The sequence below is a fragment of the Stenotrophomonas sp. STEN147 genome, from assembly GCF_056757995.1.
This window is the reverse complement of record NZ_JBRRCG010000007.1, coordinates 124675-140376: the sequence shown is the minus strand read 5'-3', so window position 1 is coordinate 140376 and position 15702 is coordinate 124675. Positions and strand designations below refer to the sequence as shown.

The window sequence follows — 15702 nt, the reverse complement described above, 5'->3', positions numbered from 1 at the left end:
GGGCCCGGCTTGATGATGCGGATCAGTGGCGGAAGTGGCGCACGCCGGTGAACACCATGGCCAGGCCATGCTCGTCGGCGGCGGCGATCACCTCGGCGTCGCGCATCGAGCCGCCCGGCTGGATGACCGCCTTGATGCCGGCGGCGGCGGCGGCATCGATGCCGTCGCGGAACGGGAAGAACGCATCAGACGCCATCACCGAGCCTTCAACCACCAGGTTCGCGTCGGCCGCCTTGATGCCGGCGATGCGCGCCGAATACACGCGACTCATCTGGCCGGCACCCACGCCGATGGTGCGGTTGTCCTTGGCATAGACGATCGCGTTGGACTTCACGAACTTGGCCACCTTCCAGGCGAACAGCAGGTCGGTGAACTGCTTGTCGGTCGGTGCCAGCCTGCTGACCACCTTCAGTTCGTCACGGGTCATGCCGCGGTTGTCCGAGGACTGCAGCAGCAGGCCCGAGCCGACACGCTTGCTGTCGAAGTTGTTCAGGCCGTCGCCATGCGGAATGCGCAGCACGCGCACGTTGGCCTTCTTCTGCGCGTATTCCAGCGCCGCCGGCTCATAGTCCGGTGCGATCAGCACTTCCACGAACTGACGGTCCAGGATGACCTGTGCGGTGGCGGCGTCCAGCGGCTTGTTGAAGGCGATGATGCCGCCGAAGGCACTGGTCGGGTCGGTGGCGTAGGCCAGCTCGTAGGCATCGCCGTTGCCGGCACCCACCGCCACGCCGCACGGGTTGGCGTGCTTGACGATGACACAGGCCGGCGCATCGAACTGGCGCACGCATTCCCAGGCGGCATCGGCATCGGCCAGGTTGTTGTAGCTCAGTTCCTTGCCCTGCAGCTGCTGGAAGGTGGCCAAGGTGCCCGGCACCGGGTACAGGTCGCGGTAGAACGCGCCGCTCTGGTGGGGGTTCTCGCCGTAGCGCAGGTCCATCACCTTGACGAAGGTGGAGTTCATCTGCGCCGGGTACTCGGCACGCACCGGCACGGCGGCGTCGGTGGCGGTGACCGCCGACAGGTAGTTGCTGATCGCCGCATCGTACTGGGCGACGCGGTTGAACGCGGCGACCGAGAAGGCGAAGCGGGTGGCCGCCGGCAGCTGGCCATCATGGGTGTCCAGGGCGCCCAGCAGCTCGGCGTACTGCGACGGGTCGGTGGCCACGGCCACGCGGGCGAAGTTCTTGGCCGCCGAGCGCAGCATGGCCGGGCCGCCGATGTCGATGTTCTCCACCGCGTCGGCCAGGGTGCAGTCGGCCTTGGCGGTGACCGATTCGAACGGGTACAGGTTCAGTACCAGCAGGTCGATGGCGCCGATGCCGTGTTCGGCCATCACCGCGTCATCCAGGCCCGAGCGGCCCAGCAGGCCGCCGTGCACCATCGGGTGCAGGGTCTTGACCCGCCCGTCCATCATTTCCGGGAAACCGGTGACCTCGGCGACGTCCTTCACGGCCAGGCCCGCATCACGGATGGCCTTGGCGGTGCCGCCGGTGGACAGCAGCTCGACGCCGCGGGCGGCCAGTGCGGTGGCCAGCTCGACCAGGCCGGTCTTGTCGGAAACGGAGAGGAGGGCCCGACGGACGGGCAACAGATCAGCAGTCATGGGACGGGGCAATCGGCAGCGGAGCGGGGCCGATATTGTAGGCGGTGGGGGCCGACGGCGGGCGGCGGCGGCAAAATTGACCGGCGCCAACGGCCCTGTCGCCGCCTTCGGTACGCCCTGGCCGGCGCCGCGCCGCGGACATTTCGACGGAGGTGCGCTCCCAATCGGGTAGGCTGTGCCGGAACTGCCAGGGAGCTGCGGGTTCGGATCGTGTCGATCTATGCATTGAAAGGACGTTTCCAGGACCTGCTGCGTCCGGCCGTAGGCGGCCTGCATCGCGCGGGGATCACCGCCAATGCGGTGACCGTGGCCGCTGCCGTGGTCTCGCTGCTGGTCGCCGTCGTGGTCTGGTGCTGTGCGCCACAGCAGCCGCTGCTGTATCTGGCCCTGCCGCTGTGGATGCTGCTGCGCATGGCCCTCAATGCCGTGGACGGCATGCTGGCCCGCGAGTTCGGCCAGCAGTCGCGGCTGGGCGCCTATCTGAACGAGCTGTGCGATGGGGTGGCCGATGCGGCGCTGTACCTGAGTCTGCTCAGCGTGCCGGGCGTTCGCCCGGAAGCGCTGTGGTTGCTGGCCTGGGGCGCAGCACTGAGCGAGTACGCCGGTGTGCTGGGCCTGATGGTCGGTGCCAGCCGCCGCTACGACGGCCCGATGGGCAAGAGCGACCGCGCCTTCGTCATCGGCCTGCTGGGCCTGCTGCTGGCGTTCGGCTGGGCCGGTGCCCTGACGGTCGGCGGCGTGACCGCAGCGATGGCGCTGCTGTGCGGGGTAACGGCGGTCAACCGCGTCCGGCGGGGACTGAAGGAAGCGGCCACAGCGCAGCAATAAGTCAACAGCCCACCAGGAGAAGGCATGCGTCAGGTGCAGGAACGGGAATTCCACAGCTTCGACCAAGTACCGCTGTTCTACCGGCACTGGCCGGTTGCGGCCGCAGGCACACCACCGGGGCGCACGGTCCGGGCCATCGTGCTGCTGCATCGCGGCCACGAGCATTCAGGGCGGGTCACCCACCTGGTCGACGAACTGGACCTGCCGGAGATCGCCTTCTTCGCCTGGGACGCGCGCGGCAATGGCCGTTCGCCGGGCGAGCGTGGGGACGCACCGGGCTTCCCTGCGCTGGTGCGCGACCTGGACAGCTTCATCGCCCACATCGGCAGCGAGCACGGCATCGCGGTCGAGGACATCGTCGTGGTCGCGCAGAGCGTGGGCGCGGTCATCGCTGCGACCTGGGTACACGACTATGCCCCCCGCCTGCGCGCGCTGGTGCTGGCGTCACCGGCATTCAAGGTGAAGCTGTATGTGCCGTTCGCACGTCCAGGCCTGGCCATGATGCAGAAGCTGCGCGGCAATTTCTTCGTCAGCAGCTACGTCAAGCCGCAGTGGCTGACGCATGATCCGGCACGGGTGGAGAGTTACCGCACCGATCCACTGATCACCCGGCCGATCTCGGTACGCGTGCTGCTGGGCCTGTATGAAGCCGCCGACCGCATCGTGGCCGATGCGCAGGCGATCAGCGTGCCGGTGCAGCTGCTGGTGTCCGGCTCCGACTTCGTGGTGCACCGTGGTCCGCAGGACCGCTTCTATGAGCGCCTGTCCAGTCCGATCAAGGAGCGCGTGCATCTGCCGGGCTTCTTCCACGACACGCTGGGCGAGCGCGATCGTGCACCGGCACTGGCGCGCATCCGCGACTTCATCCAGGCGCGTTTCGCCGAACCGCTGCGCACGCTGTCGCGGCGCGACGCGCATCGGCATGGGCCGACGTTCGAGGAATCGGAGATCCTGGCCTGGCCACCGGAACGCAACAGCCTGGCCGACCTGCGCTGGCGCGGGGTGCGTGCGGGCCTGCGCCTGGGCGGCACCCTGTCCGAAGGCATCGCGCTGGGCCTGCATACCGGTTTCGACTCCGGCAGCACGCTGGACTACATCTACCGCGACGAAGCGCGCGGCAAGGGGCCGCTGGGGCGGATGATCGACCGCAACTACCTCGATGCGATCGGCTGGCGCGGCATCCGCGTGCGTGGCCAGCACCTGCAGGAATTGCTGCGTGATGCGGCCATGCGCCTGCGCGGTCAGGATCTGCCGGTGCAGGTGCTGGACGTGGCCGCCGGCCATGGCCGCTATGTGCTGGAAGCTCTGGGCCAGGGCGAACAGCGCGCCGACCGCATCGTGCTGCGTGATTTCAGCCCGCTCAATGTGACCCAGGGCCAGGCCTTGATCGAACGGCTGGGAGCCGCCGACATCGCCCGCTTCGAGCAGGGCGACGCGTTCGATCCGGCGTTGCTGGCGACGGTGGATCCCGCGCCGACGCTGGCTGTGGTCTCAGGCCTGTACGAGCTGTTCCCCGACAACGACGCTGTGCTGCGTTCGCTGCAGGGTATTGCCGCGGTGGTGCCGGAGGGGGGTTACCTGGCCTATACCGGCCAGCCCTGGCACCCGCAGCTGGAATTCATCGCCCGTGCACTCACCAGCCATCGCGGGGGCGCGGCCTGGGTCATGCGACGGCGCACCCAGCAGGAGATGGACGAGCTGGTGCGGCTGTCGGGCTTCGAGAAGGTGACCCAGCGCATCGATGCGTTCGGCATTTTCACCGTATCGCTGGCGCGTCGGGTCGCCTGATGGCCATCACCGCAACGCCGATCGTTGCCGATGCACCGCGTCCGTGGCGCCGCGCGCTGCTGTGGCTGGCGCTGCTGGGCCCGTTCTTCTTCGCCAGTTATGGCTTTGCCAACTGGATGGCCGGCCGCCACGACGTGGTGCCGGTTGTCGTGTTCGACTGGGAGACGCGCATTCCGTTCGTGCCCTGGACGATCGTGCCGTACTGGTCGATCGACCTGTTCTACGCCGTGTCGTTCTTCCTGTGCCGGCAGCGCCTGGAGCTGGACCGCCATGCGCTGCGGCTGCTCAGTGCACAGGTGATCGCAGTGGCCTGCTTCCTGCTGTGGCCGCTGCGCTTCAGCTTCGAGCGGCCGGAGACGGGCGGTGCCTATGGCTGGTTGTTCGAAGTGCTGCTGGGGTTCGACAAGCCCTTCAACCAGGCGCCGTCATTGCACATCGTGCTGCTGATCGTGCTGTGGGTGAAGTTCGCCCACTACCTGCAGGGCGCCTGGCGGCTGGTGCTGCATGCGTGGGCATTGCTGATCGGCATTTCGGTGCTGACCACGTTCCAGCATCACTTCATCGACATTCCCACTGGCCTGCTGGTCGGCTGGCTGTGCGTGTGGCTGTGGCCGGACCAGGGAACACCGCCGTTGCGTGCCTGGCAGTCCGCGGAGGATCCTGCGCGGTGGCGGCTGGCGCTGCTCTACCTGCTGGGTACCGCCGTGCTGCTGGTGCCGGCGCTGACGCTGCGAGGTGCCGCGCTGTGGCTGCTGTGGCCGGCGATCTCGCTGCTGCTGGTGGCGCTGGCGTACGCCGGACTGGGCACGGCCATGTTCCAGAAGCGCGACGACGGGCGCCTGACCATGGCCGCGCGCTGGCTGCTCGCGCCTTACCTGGGCGCCGCCTGGATCAATTCGCGGCTATGGACATGGCGGGCACCGCAGCCCTCGGCGGTGGCCGATGGCGTGTGGTTGGGACGGATTCCACGGGCGGCCTTGGCGTCGCCACTGCACGGCGTGGTCGATACCTGCGCAGAGCTGTCGTGCCGGGCGCCAGGTGCTGCGTATGCCAGCGTGCCGATGCTGGACATGGTGGTGCCCTCGCCGGCGCAGCTGCGCGAGGCCGCTGCCGCCATCGAACGCCTGCGCATGCAGGGTCCAGTACTGGTGTGCTGTGCCCTGGGCTATTCGCGCAGTGCGGCCAGCGTAGCGACCTGGCTGCTGTGCAGCGGCCGGGCACGGGACGCAGCCGAGGCGGTGGCACGGATACGTGCCGCGCGGCCCTCCATCGTTCTGCATGACGACCACCTGCGCGCCATCCAGGCCGCCATCACCGCGGAGAGCCCCCCATGAGCCTCGCTGTCGACCTGCCGATGATGCGCCTGCTGCTGCGCCAGGGCCGGCTGCCCGCTGCGCTGTCGTTGGGACTGCTGCTGGTGGCGTTGCTGCTGCTGGGCATCGAGCCGGGACTGGCGATGTTCGCGGCCGGCCTGTTGCTGCTGAGCGTGGCGGCGGGGATGGTGCAGGCGTACTACGCAGTGCGCGTACAGCTGGACGCCAGCCTCCTGCAGCTGCTGCTGCAGGAGAAGCTGCACGGTGAGGCGGCGGCCGAACGGGTGGACGCGGCCCTGCATGTCGCCGGCCTGCGCCGCCGCGACGCACAGGCGCCTACGCGTGGATGGGATGTGCGCTGGGCAGGCATGCGGGGCCTGCTGCTGCGCCAGTACGCGGCGGCGCTGCTGCAGTTCGCCGCGCTGCTGCTGGCCGTGCTGTGGCCGCAGACCTGAGGGGAGACATCGATGTTTGCTGAACTGATCGCCCGCGCCTGCAGTGGCGCCATCCATGTACTCACCGGCGCGCGGGCGCTGTGGCTCGGTTGCGCGCCCTCCAGCGAGCGCCGTGTCTACTACGGCAATCACGCCAGCCACGGGGATTTCGTGCTGATCTGGTCGTCGATGCCGCCGGCACTGCGGCGGCAGGTGCGTCCGGTGGCAGCCGCCGAATACTGGCAGCGCGACGCCCTGCGTCGCTACCTGATCGATGCGGTGTTCAACGGCGTGCTGGTCGAGCGCGAAGCGGCGCGCCGCCAGCAGGATCCGCTGCAGGCGCTGCGTGACGCGGTGGATGCGGAGTGCTCACTGATCCTGTTCCCGGAAGGCACGCGCAACGTCGGCGATGAGCCGCTGCTGCCGTTCAAGAGTGGCATCTACCATCTTGCGCGGCAGCGTCCGGAACTGGAATTCGTCCCGGTGTGGATCGACAACCTGAAGCGGGTGATGCCCAAGGGACGGTTCCTGCCGTTGCCGTTGCTGTGCACGGCCACCTTCGGTACTCCGCTGCGGCTGCAGGCCGATGAGGACAAGACGGCGTTTCTCGAGCGCAGCCGCCAGGCGCTGCTGGATCTGGCGCCGGACGGAGGACGCGCATGAGCGGGTTGATCGCCGTATCGGGTGATCTCGCCGCGCGCAGCGTGGGCCAGCAGACCGGGCTGCTGTTCGCCGGGGTCGGCGCGGTGCTGGTGCTGGCGACGCTGGTGGCCGAGACCCTGCGCTGGCGGCAGCGTGGACGGCCCAGCGCGGTCATCGCCAATCTGGTCTCGCGCATCCGCGCCTGGTGGGTGATGGCGATCGTGGTCGGCCTGGCACTGCTGTTCGGCCGGGCCGGGGTGATCGTGCTGTTCGCGATCATCTCGCTGTTTGCCCTGCGCGAGTTCATCACCCTGGCACCCACCCGGTCAGGTGACTACTACGCGCTGCTGGCGGCGTTCTACATCGTGCTGCCCTGGCAGTACTACCTGGTGTGGATCGACTGGTATGGCATGTACACGCTGCTGATTCCGGTCTACGCGTTCCTGTTCCTGCCGATCCTGGCCACCATCGGCGGTGACACCACGCATTACCTGGAGCGCACGGCCAAGGTGCAGTGGGGGCTGATGATCTGCGTGTTCTGCATTTCGCACGTGCCCCTGCTGCTGAACCTGCGTGTGCCCGGGCATGAGCCCGCGCGCAACGTGCTGCTGCTGGCGTTCCTGGTGATCGTGGTGCAGTCCTCGGACGTGCTGCAGTACATCTGGGGCAAGCTGCTGGGCAGGCGCCTGATCGCGCCCAGGCTGTCGCCGTCGAAGACAGTGGAGGGCTTCATCGGTGGCGTGCTGAGTGCCAGCGTGGTGGGCGCTGCGCTGTGGTGGATCACGCCGTTCACGCCGCTGCAGGCGTTCGGCCTGTCGCTGTTGATCAACCTGATGGGGTTCTGGGGTGGCCTGGTGATGTCGGCGATCAAGCGCGACCGTGGCATCAAGGACTGGGGCCACATGATCGAGGGCCATGGCGGCATGCTCGACCGGCTGGATTCGGTGTGCTTCGCCGCACCGGTGTTCTTCCACGTGGTGCGGTATTACTGGAAGGCGGGCGGCGGCGGGTAACCCCGCTTCCACGACGTCGTCATCCGCGCTCAGGCGCTGATGCCGTATTCCTTCAGCTTCTTGCGCAGCGTGGCACGGTGGATGCCCAGCATCGCCGCGGCCCGGCTCTGGTTGCCTTCGCAGTGGTTGAGCACTTCCACGAACAGCGGAATCTCCATCTCGCGCAGCACGATCTCGTAGACGTCGTCTGCATCGCAGCCATCAAGGTCGCGCAGGTACCGGCGCACGGACTGGGCGACGTGTTCGCGCAGCGGTGGCCGGGGAGCGCCACGACTGTTGTCAGGACGAGAAAGGACAGCGTTCAAGGGGGTTCCCGATCTGGTTGGCCCGTGCACGCGGAGCGCGCGGCCGGATGAGGTGGTGGCGGTCAGTCTAGCGCGAGCGTGCCCGACCTGCCATGGCTGGTCGCCTTCGTCCCGATCACAGGAACTCGAAGGTGAATGCGACAGTGGAGGCCGCAGGCTCCTGCACGCGGAACGCGATGTGTGCGCTCTGACCCGGTTCCAGCACGGCGGCACCCGGGTTCTCGCCGAGGTACTGCGTGGGGCTGAAAACGTCACTGCCGATGACCCGTCCGTCCGCATCGGACAGCGAAAGACGCAGGTCGGGCCAGGCCTGTGGCCATCGCGCGTCATTGCGGATGCTGGCCTGGACCTGCAGTACGCCAGCCTGACCCGGCAGCGGGCGGATGTCGCGACTGGTCATGGTGAAGGCGGTGGGTTCGTGCCAAGCGGGCAGGCTGCAGCGCAGCACGCCGCACAGCGCCACCAGCCATGTGCGGTGGCGGGCATCGGACGCCAGCCGCGCGCGGTCGGCGAGCACGCTCTGCAGGATCAGCAGCGCCGCCAGCCCCGCCACCAGCAGCCAGTGCCAGCGCGGCGCCGGGCGTGAGCGTGAAGGTGCACGGGCGAGGAAACCGGGTGCGTCCTGGGTCGATGGTGATGCCACCGTCGCGGCATGCGGGGGCGCATCATCGGTGTGCTGCGGAACGGGTTGCGCAGTGATCACCGCCGCTGCCGGCGCATGTTCGATCTCCGCCGCAGCGGGTTCGGGCGCCGGACCGGCCTGTGCGGGCGTATCGACGTGCGCCTCGACGGCCGGTGCCGTTCCGCCTTCCGGCGCGGGGCGCAGGAAGGTGGCCAGTGGACGTCGTGCGGGGGTCGGCTCGGACATGCTCACGGTGCGGGTTCGGGTCGAGCGCTCATTCAAACACGATCAGGCGCGGCGCACGCCGGTGATGCGCATCCAGTCGCCATCGCGGGTCGCCTGCAGGTCGTCGAACCATGCACTGTAACGCTGCAGCAGTTCGTGCTCCTGTCCATGCAGGATGCCCGACAGTGCGATGCGGCCACCGCCGGCCACGCGCGCGGCCAGCAGTTCGGCCAGGGCATCCAGTGCCGAGGCGAGGATGTTGGCGACCACGATGGGATAGGTTGCCACCGGCTCGTCCTGTGGCAGATAGACCTGCATGCGGCCCTGCTCGCCATTGCGCTCGGCATTGTCGGCGGTCGCGACCAGGGCCTGCGGATCATTGTCCACGCCGATCGCCTCGGCGGCGCCCAGCTTCAGCGCAGCCAGGGCAAGGATGCCCGAGCCGCACCCGAAATCGAGCACGCGCTGGCCCTGCAGCTGGCCGTCCACGGCCAGCTGGTCCAGCCAGCGCAGGCACAGCGCGGTGGTGGGATGAGTACCGGAGCCGAAGGCCAGGCCCGGGTCCAGCCGGACGACGGCCGCGTCGGCGGCCTGCGCCGCCTCCGGCAGCTCATGGTTCCACGGCACGATCCAGGTGCGGCTGCCGAAGTCCATCGGCTGGAACTGGTCCAGCCAGGCACGCTCCCAGTCCTCGTCCTCGACGGCGCGGAAGCTGCCACCGCTCCAGTCCAGTTCCGGGTCGAACGCTTCCAGCGCCGCCAGCAGCAACAGCGCATTGCTGTCAGCCGGGAACAGCGCCGTCAGCACCAGGCTGTCCCACAGCGGCGTCTCGCCCACGCCCGGTTCCAGGATCGCCTGCTCGTTGCTGGTGTCGGCCTCGGCATCGAGCAGGGTCACGGCCAACGCCCCGACGTCCTCCAGCGCATTCTCATAGCGGGGCTGGGTGGCTTCGGTGCAACGCAGGGTCAGTTCCAGGAACGGCATGGGATCGGGGGCAATCGCGGGAAAGGGGGCCATGCTAGACCATCGGGGCGTCTCCGTATGCTCTGAGATGAACGGCCCCCGTTCAGACAGGCCTGCCGGGCCTTGCTAAACTGCGCGCTTTCCTGTGCGCCCCCGACGCTTTCCGTTGCCGATGGCCCTCGCTCCGACCCTGAAAACCTGGTTGCTCGTGCTGCCGGCGGTGGCCGTGCTGGGCGTGGCCGGGTATCGGGCCAGCGGGCACGTGGGCTCGGTATCGTCTCCGGTCGCGGCCTCCGGGCTGCCGACGGCCCAGGTGGCGGGCAACGAGGATGGGACGACGATGCCGGTCATGCCCGAGGCGCTGGCGCGGCGTCTGGCGGCCTTCGAGCGGGGCGGCGCACTGCCGTCCGGCCTGCCGCTGGACATCCGGGCCGACATCGAGGGCGCCACCGATCTGTTCGCCTATGCGCAGCGCTTGCGCGCGCAGGCCGACGGTGGCAACCACGAAGCGCGCTGGATGCTCAGCCGGGTGTATGACTATTGCGCGCAGTACGCGGTCGATCCGGGCGGGTATCGCCTGGACAACAACGTGCTGGCGGGGCTGGGCCTGAGTGCCGCACCGGCCATGGTCGATGCGCGCGAGCGCGTGGCCCAGCGCTGCGGCGGGTTCGTGCCCGGCGACAAACTGGGCGCGGCGCTGGTGCTGGCGGAGCGTCGCAAGGCGGCCGCGCAGGGCAACCTGGCGGCCGAGGCCGCGCTGTTCGCTGAAGGTGAGCCGCTGCACGACAGCGCGGACTACCGCCGTGGCCTGGTCGAGCGCGTGCGCCTGTCGCGCGATCCGGAGGCATTCATGGCCCTCGCTCCGGGAATGGGCGTGCGCGCCGCCGGTGACAGTGCACTGGACGGGCTGGTCGCCGGCGAGCAGCTCAGCGAAATGGCGTGGCGGCTTGCGGCCTGCGAACTCGGTCTACCGTGTGGCGCCGACAGCGTGCTGGTCAACAGTTTTTGTGCGAATGGAGGGATCTGTTCGCAGGATGAGACGCAGGATTTCCGGGATTTCGTGTATGACGCTGCGGTTTCGCGGCAAGGTGCTGGGAAGATGAACGAATGGATCAAGCGATTGATTGGAAGGGGGAGCAGGCCATGAACTACCGTCGATTCCTTCACGGGGCCAAGTTCTGGTTCTGGGTGGCACTGTTCGTGGCCTATTCGGCCGGCGCGGTGGGCCTGTTGATGATCGATACCTACGAGGATCGCTACCGGCATCTGTCGAAGGTGGAGCTGACCACGGTGAAGGCACAGGAAGACCTGCGCCGCGCCGGCGCCAGCCAGGTCGCTGCGGTCTATCGCGCGCAGAGCGGCGTGCCGTTCGCATCGCTGCCGGCGGGCAGCACCTTCCAGGTGGTCTGGCCCGATGGCTCGACCGAGACCATGGTGATTGTCGATCCGACCTCGCCCAATGGCGTGCGCCCGCTGCCGAACTCGCAGATTCCGGCAACCGCGGCCGACAGGCACTGACACCGATCCTGCAGCGCCGGGCCCTCACGCGCGGCTGCTTTTCCCGGTACACCGGGCGCGGGGGAAGGCGCTGCAGAATGCACGAAAAGGGCGGGGATATCCCCGCCCTTTTCGTGTCCGGCACCTGTGCCGATCAGGTCAGCGCGATCGGTTTGTTCTTGCGCTCGGCCAGACGCTTTTCCAGGTAGTGGATGTTCTGGCCACCGGCCTGGAAGCCCTTGTCGCGCATGATCCGCTGCTGCAGGGCGATGTTGGTCTTGATACCGTCGACCACCATTTCGCTCAGCGCCACCCGCATGCGGGCGATCGCGGTTTCGCGGTCCGGGCCGTGCACGATCAGCTTGCCGATCATCGAGTCATAGTTCGATGGCACGCGGTAACCACTGTAGATGTGGGTGTCCACGCGCACGCCGGGGCCGCCCGGCGGATGGAAGCCGGTGATGGTGCCGGGGCTCGGCACGAAGGTTTCAGCATCTTCGGCGTTGATGCGGCACTCGATGGCATGGCCGGTGAGCACCACGTCGCTCTGCTTGATCGACAGCTTCTGGCCGGCGGCGATCTTCAGCTGCTCGGCCACCAGGTCGATGCCGGTGACCATTTCGGTGACCGGATGTTCCACCTGGATGCGGGTGTTCATTTCGATGAAGTAGAAGCGGCCGTCCTCGTACAGGAACTCGAACGTGCCGGCGCCGCGGTAGCCGATGCGGATGCAGGCCTCCACGCAGACCTTGCCGATCTGCTCGCGCTGCTCGGCGGTGATGCCCGGTGCCGGCGCTTCCTCGACCACCTTCTGGTGACGGCGCTGCATCGAGCAGTCGCGCTCGCCGAGGTGGATGGCATTGCCCTGGCCGTCGGCCAGCACCTGGATCTCCACGTGGCGCGGGTTCTCCAGGAACTTCTCCATGTAGACCTCGCCATTGCCGAACGCCGCCTTCGCTTCGCTCTTGGTGGTTTCGATCGAGGTCTTCAACGAGGCTTCGGCGTGCACCACGCGCATGCCGCGACCGCCACCGCCGCCCGCCGCCTTGATGATGACCGGGTAGCCGATCTCACGGGCGATCTTGGTGTTGGCGACGATGTCCTCCCCCAGCGGGCCGCCCGAGCCGGGCACGCACGGCACACCGGCGGCCTTCATCGCGCGGATGGCTTCGACCTTGTCACCCATCATGCGGATGGTGTCGGCCTTGGGGCCGATGAAGATGAAGCCGGATTCCTCCACGCGCTCGGCGAAATCGGCGTTCTCCGACAGGAAGCCGTAGCCCGGATGGATGGCCTGGGCATCGGTGACTTCCGCCGCGGCGATCAGGGCGGGGATGTTGAGGTAGCTCTGCGGCGACGGCGCCGGGCCGATGCAGACCGACTCGTCGGCCATGGCCACATGCTTGAGGTTGCGGTCGACCGTGGAGTGCACGGCCACCGTGCGGATGCCCAGGGTGTGGCACGCGCGCAGGATGCGCAGCGCGATCTCCCCTCGGTTGGCGATGACGACTTTGTCGAGCATGGCGTGCCCCTCAGCCGATCACGAACAGCGGCTGGTCGAACTCCACCGGCTGGCCGTTCTCGCCGAGGATGGCGACGATGGTGCCGGACGCGTCGGCTTCGATCGGGTTGAACATCTTCATCGCTTCGATGATGGCCAGGGTTTCGCCTTCCTTGACCTGCTGGCCCACGGTGACGAACGCCGGCTTGTCCGGAGCGGACGAGGCATAGAAGGTGCCGACCATCGGCGAACGCAGCACGTGGCCTTCCGGCAGCGCCGGGCCCGGCTTGGCGCTGCCGCCGGTGGAGGCTTCGGTCGGCGACTGCATCGGCATTGCCTGCGGCGCCGGCGCGGCAGGGGCGGCATACACCGGAGCGGCGACCGGGGCGGCATAGCCGGCGACCGGCGCGCGCGACAGGCGCACGGACTCTTCGCCTTCCTTGATTTCGATTTCGGCCAGGTTCGACTCTTCCAGCAGGTCGATCAGCTTCTTGATTTTGCGCAGATCCATGAGGGCCTCTTGGGTTTCTATCTAGGTGAGGAGAGCGCCGTGGGCGCCCGGGTCGACAATCAGGTGGCGGACAGCCGCAGCAGCGCCGCGTCCATCGCGTAGCGGTAGCTGTCGGCGCCGAAGCCGCACACCACGCCGACCGCCTTGTCGCTGAAATAGCTGTGCTGGCGGAACGGTTCGCGGGCGTGCGGGTTGGACAGGTGGATTTCGATGAACGGCACGGCCACGGCCGCCAGCGCATCGCGCAGGGCGACCGAGGTGTGGGTGAATGCGGCCGGATTGATCAGGATGAACGCCGTGCCGTCGGTGCGGGCGGCCTGTACGCGGTCCACCAGCGCGTGTTCGGCGTTGGACTGCACACTCTCCAGCACGTGCCCGGCGGCATCGGCCTGGCGGGCCAGCGCCTGGTCGATATCGGCCAGGGTGGTGTGGCCGTAGACCTCCGGCTCGCGGGTACCGAGCAGGTTGAGGTTGGGGCCGTGCAGGACCAGCAGCTTCGCCATGGGATCCGATCGACTGGAAAGGGCGGCAGTCTGGCGGAAGCGGCCGATGCTGTCCAGTTCGGCGAAGTTTGCCGCGTTTCAATCGATTGTTTGAAATCGGCGGAAGCGCTTGTGCCCGTATGCCGGGCAGCGCCTCAAGGCGCGCTGAACGTGGCGACGGCTGCTGATACCCGCACGTACGCCGACGATGGCGGCCGGCCGCTCCTGTCCCGGCCAGGCCGGGCGGGTCTGCTCAGGTTTCCAGCGGCCGCGTCGGCACGACGTTGGGGAACACCTGTTCCAGCGGCTCCTGTTCGCCCGGCCGGGGCGCGGGCCAGTCGAAGGCGTTCACCGGCTGCGCGCGGTTCACCCACAGCGCGTAATGCAGGTGGTCGGCGCGCCCATCGCCGGTGTTGGGGTGGATGAGGATCGTCAGGCCCAGGCTGTTGAGCTGCAGCCATGGCACCACGACCGGCAGGAGATCGTTGGTGAAGCCGAAGTAGAAGGACGGGGTGACATGGGGGCCGCGTGGCTCCGGATTCCAGTTGCCCAGTTCCACCGGGAAGCGTTCCGCCACCCAGCGCCGGATCAGTGCGGCCTTGGCCGAGGTGTCCTCGTCGAAATAGATGTGGGCGTGGTAACTCTTGATGTCGGTGTAGGGGCGTGGGTGGGTCGGCAATGGCGATTCGCCCGGGCGTGTGCTGCGCGGTCGTGGGGTCGGTTCGCTGGCGGTGTCCTGTCCCCAGGGACTGCGGCCCTGCGCCGGCGGCGGGACGATCGCCTGGAATCCGGGACGCCCCGGTGCGGTCGTGTTCGCCACCTCTCGGGCCGGTGTTGCGGCGGCCGGACTCGTGGCGCCGGCCAGGCCACCTGCGGCCAAGCCGGCCGATGCGATCAGGCGGCGCCGGCTGGGTGAGAACGGCGCGGCCTGGTGTGCATCGGTGTCGTCGCCAGCAATGGCGTCAGAAGAATGCGGGGAGCGCGGCATGGTTGTTTCCGTGGACGGCGGACCGTCACCGTCGGACGGATGCGGGGGCCGCGTCCAATGATCCGGTGGCATCACCTGATGCTGCGCCGCAGGTGCGTTGAGTCCTGTGCGCCGCCCGGATAGGGTGGTCAGCTCACTGCACGGATACCCGCCATGAACAGCGCAGATGCCAGCACTGCCCGCAGACGTGCCACGTTCCGGCAGTTGCATGCGCAGGGCTGCTTCGTGTTGCCCAATCCGTGGGACATCGGCAGCGCGCGCTACCTGCAGCGGCAGGGCTTCCTGGCATTGGCCACCACCAGCGCGGGATGTGCATGGAGCGAAGGTCACCCCGATGGTGCGGTATCGCTGCAGGCGACGCTTGACCACCTGCGGCTGATGGTGGCCGCCACCGACCTGCCGGTGAACGCAGACTTCGGTGATGGCTTCGGCGCGACGCCCGATGACGTAAGCCAGGCGGTGACCGCTGCGCTGGACACCGGCATCGCCGCGCTGTCGATTGAGGATGCCAGCGGTCTGGCCGACGCGCCGCTGCGCCCGCTGGAGGAGGCCGTGCAACGCCTGCGCGCGGCGCGTGCGGCCATCGATCGTGCCGCAGCCGATGTCCTGCTGGTGGGCCGGGCGGAAAACTTCTTCGTGGGCGTGCCGGATCTGGAAGACACGCTGCAGCGCCTGCGTGCCTACGCGGCTGCAGGTGCCGATGTGCTGTACGCACCGGGCATCACCACGGTCGAACAGATCCAGGCGGTGGTGGCCGCGGCCGGTGGCAAGCCGGTGAACCTGCTGGTGGGCGGACCGACGTCACTGACGCTGCAGGACATCGCTGCGATGGGGGTACGCCGGGTCAGCCTGGGCGGGGCGCTGGCCCGTGCGGCGTGGGGGGGATTGATGCGGGCCACCGATCCCATCCTGCAGGAAGGCCGCTTTGATGGCCTGCAGGCGGCTGCATCGGGTGCGGCGTTGAACGCGCTGTTCCGCTGAGGC

At 68.4% G+C, this 15702-nt stretch carries 17 protein-coding genes; 9 read left to right on the top strand and 8 right to left on the bottom strand.

Annotated elements, in window-relative coordinates; translation table 11 throughout:
• Positions 1-22: 22 nt before the first annotated feature.
• On the bottom strand, positions 23-1606 hold the full coding sequence (gene purH, locus ACVOKU_RS09705) for a bifunctional phosphoribosylaminoimidazolecarboxamide formyltransferase/IMP cyclohydrolase (protein ID WP_065174411.1): 1584 nt from the start codon (positions 1604-1606) through the stop codon (positions 23-25).
• A gap of 210 nt (positions 1607-1816) precedes the next feature.
• On the opposite strand from purH, the gene ACVOKU_RS09700 reads away from it, so the two are divergent.
• Genes ACVOKU_RS09700 through ACVOKU_RS09675 form a run of 6 tightly spaced genes read left to right on the top strand, consistent with a single transcriptional unit; the run spans position 1817 to position 7624 of the window.
• Complete coding sequence (locus tag ACVOKU_RS09700; protein WP_481559778.1) at positions 1817-2434, top strand: CDP-alcohol phosphatidyltransferase family protein; 618 nt, start codon at positions 1817-1819, stop codon at positions 2432-2434.
• A 24-nt stretch (positions 2435-2458) separates the two neighbouring features.
• Positions 2459-4222 carry a bifunctional alpha/beta hydrolase/class I SAM-dependent methyltransferase gene (locus tag ACVOKU_RS09695; protein ID WP_481559777.1) on the top strand — a complete coding sequence of 588 codons (1764 nt, stop codon included), beginning with the start codon at positions 2459-2461 and terminating at the stop codon, positions 4220-4222.
• Positions 4222-5556, top strand: coding sequence for a phosphatase PAP2/dual specificity phosphatase family protein (locus ACVOKU_RS09690; protein WP_481559776.1), 1335 nt, complete (start codon positions 4222-4224; stop codon positions 5554-5556). Before ACVOKU_RS09695 ends, ACVOKU_RS09690 begins: the two co-directional genes overlap by 1 nt.
• The gene (locus ACVOKU_RS09685; protein WP_065174414.1) at positions 5553-5990 is read left to right on the top strand and encodes a hypothetical protein; all 438 of its coding nucleotides are present in this window, start codon (positions 5553-5555) and stop codon (positions 5988-5990) included. Before ACVOKU_RS09690 ends, ACVOKU_RS09685 begins: the two co-directional genes overlap by 4 nt.
• A gap of 12 nt (positions 5991-6002) precedes the next feature.
• Positions 6003-6632, top strand: a complete 630-nt coding sequence (locus tag ACVOKU_RS09680; protein WP_053515671.1) for a lysophospholipid acyltransferase family protein — start codon at positions 6003-6005, stop codon at positions 6630-6632.
• Positions 6629-7624, top strand: a complete 996-nt coding sequence (locus tag ACVOKU_RS09675; protein ID WP_053515673.1) for a phosphatidate cytidylyltransferase — start codon at positions 6629-6631, stop codon at positions 7622-7624. Before ACVOKU_RS09680 ends, ACVOKU_RS09675 begins: the two co-directional genes overlap by 4 nt.
• Positions 7625-7653: 29 nt before the next feature.
• Here ACVOKU_RS09675 and fis read toward each other — a convergent pair whose 3' ends face one another.
• The 3 genes from fis to prmA all read right to left on the bottom strand — a co-directional run bounded on the left by fis (position 7654) and on the right by prmA (position 9760).
• Positions 7654-7929, bottom strand: a complete 276-nt coding sequence (gene fis / locus ACVOKU_RS09670; RefSeq protein WP_005419706.1) for a DNA-binding transcriptional regulator Fis — start codon at positions 7927-7929, stop codon at positions 7654-7656.
• A gap of 115 nt (positions 7930-8044) precedes the next feature.
• Positions 8045-8797, bottom strand: coding sequence for a DUF3426 domain-containing protein (locus tag ACVOKU_RS09665; RefSeq protein WP_481559775.1), 753 nt, complete (start codon positions 8795-8797; stop codon positions 8045-8047).
• A gap of 42 nt (positions 8798-8839) precedes the next feature.
• On the bottom strand, positions 8840-9760 hold the full coding sequence (gene prmA / locus ACVOKU_RS09660) for a 50S ribosomal protein L11 methyltransferase (protein ID WP_053515676.1): 921 nt from the start codon (positions 9758-9760) through the stop codon (positions 8840-8842).
• A 151-nt stretch (positions 9761-9911) separates the two neighbouring features.
• On the opposite strand from prmA, the gene ACVOKU_RS09655 reads away from it, so the two are divergent.
• Positions 9912-10886, top strand: coding sequence for a hypothetical protein (locus ACVOKU_RS09655; RefSeq protein WP_053515678.1), 975 nt, complete (start codon positions 9912-9914; stop codon positions 10884-10886).
• Positions 10883-11257, top strand: a complete 375-nt coding sequence (locus ACVOKU_RS09650; RefSeq protein ID WP_065174417.1) for a hypothetical protein — start codon at positions 10883-10885, stop codon at positions 11255-11257. Before ACVOKU_RS09655 ends, ACVOKU_RS09650 begins: the two co-directional genes overlap by 4 nt.
• A 133-nt stretch (positions 11258-11390) precedes the next feature.
• Here the strand turns inward: ACVOKU_RS09650 and accC are convergent, their stop codons facing one another.
• The 4 genes from accC to ACVOKU_RS09630 form a co-directional block, all read right to left on the bottom strand.
• The gene (gene accC, locus ACVOKU_RS09645) at positions 11391-12758 is read right to left on the bottom strand and encodes an acetyl-CoA carboxylase biotin carboxylase subunit (RefSeq protein ID WP_014648613.1); all 1368 of its coding nucleotides are present in this window, start codon (positions 12756-12758) and stop codon (positions 11391-11393) included.
• 10 nt (positions 12759-12768) lie between these two features.
• Entirely contained in the window at positions 12769-13248 is a 480-nt protein-coding gene (gene accB / locus ACVOKU_RS09640; RefSeq protein ID WP_277381132.1) for an acetyl-CoA carboxylase biotin carboxyl carrier protein, read from the bottom strand.
• A gap of 59 nt (positions 13249-13307) precedes the next feature.
• Positions 13308-13751: a type II 3-dehydroquinate dehydratase gene (gene aroQ / locus ACVOKU_RS09635; protein WP_065174418.1), complete on the bottom strand. Its 444-nt coding sequence runs from the start codon at positions 13749-13751 to the stop codon at positions 13308-13310.
• Positions 13752-13983: 232 nt separating this feature from the next.
• Positions 13984-14718, bottom strand: a complete 735-nt coding sequence (locus ACVOKU_RS09630; RefSeq protein WP_481559774.1) for a DOPA 4,5-dioxygenase family protein — start codon at positions 14716-14718, stop codon at positions 13984-13986.
• A gap of 153 nt (positions 14719-14871) precedes the next feature.
• Between ACVOKU_RS09630 and ACVOKU_RS09625 the strand changes: the two genes are divergently transcribed.
• On the top strand, positions 14872-15699 hold the full coding sequence (locus tag ACVOKU_RS09625; RefSeq protein WP_481559773.1) for an isocitrate lyase/PEP mutase family protein: 828 nt from the start codon (positions 14872-14874) through the stop codon (positions 15697-15699).
• The last annotated feature ends 3 nt before the right edge of the window (positions 15700-15702 follow it).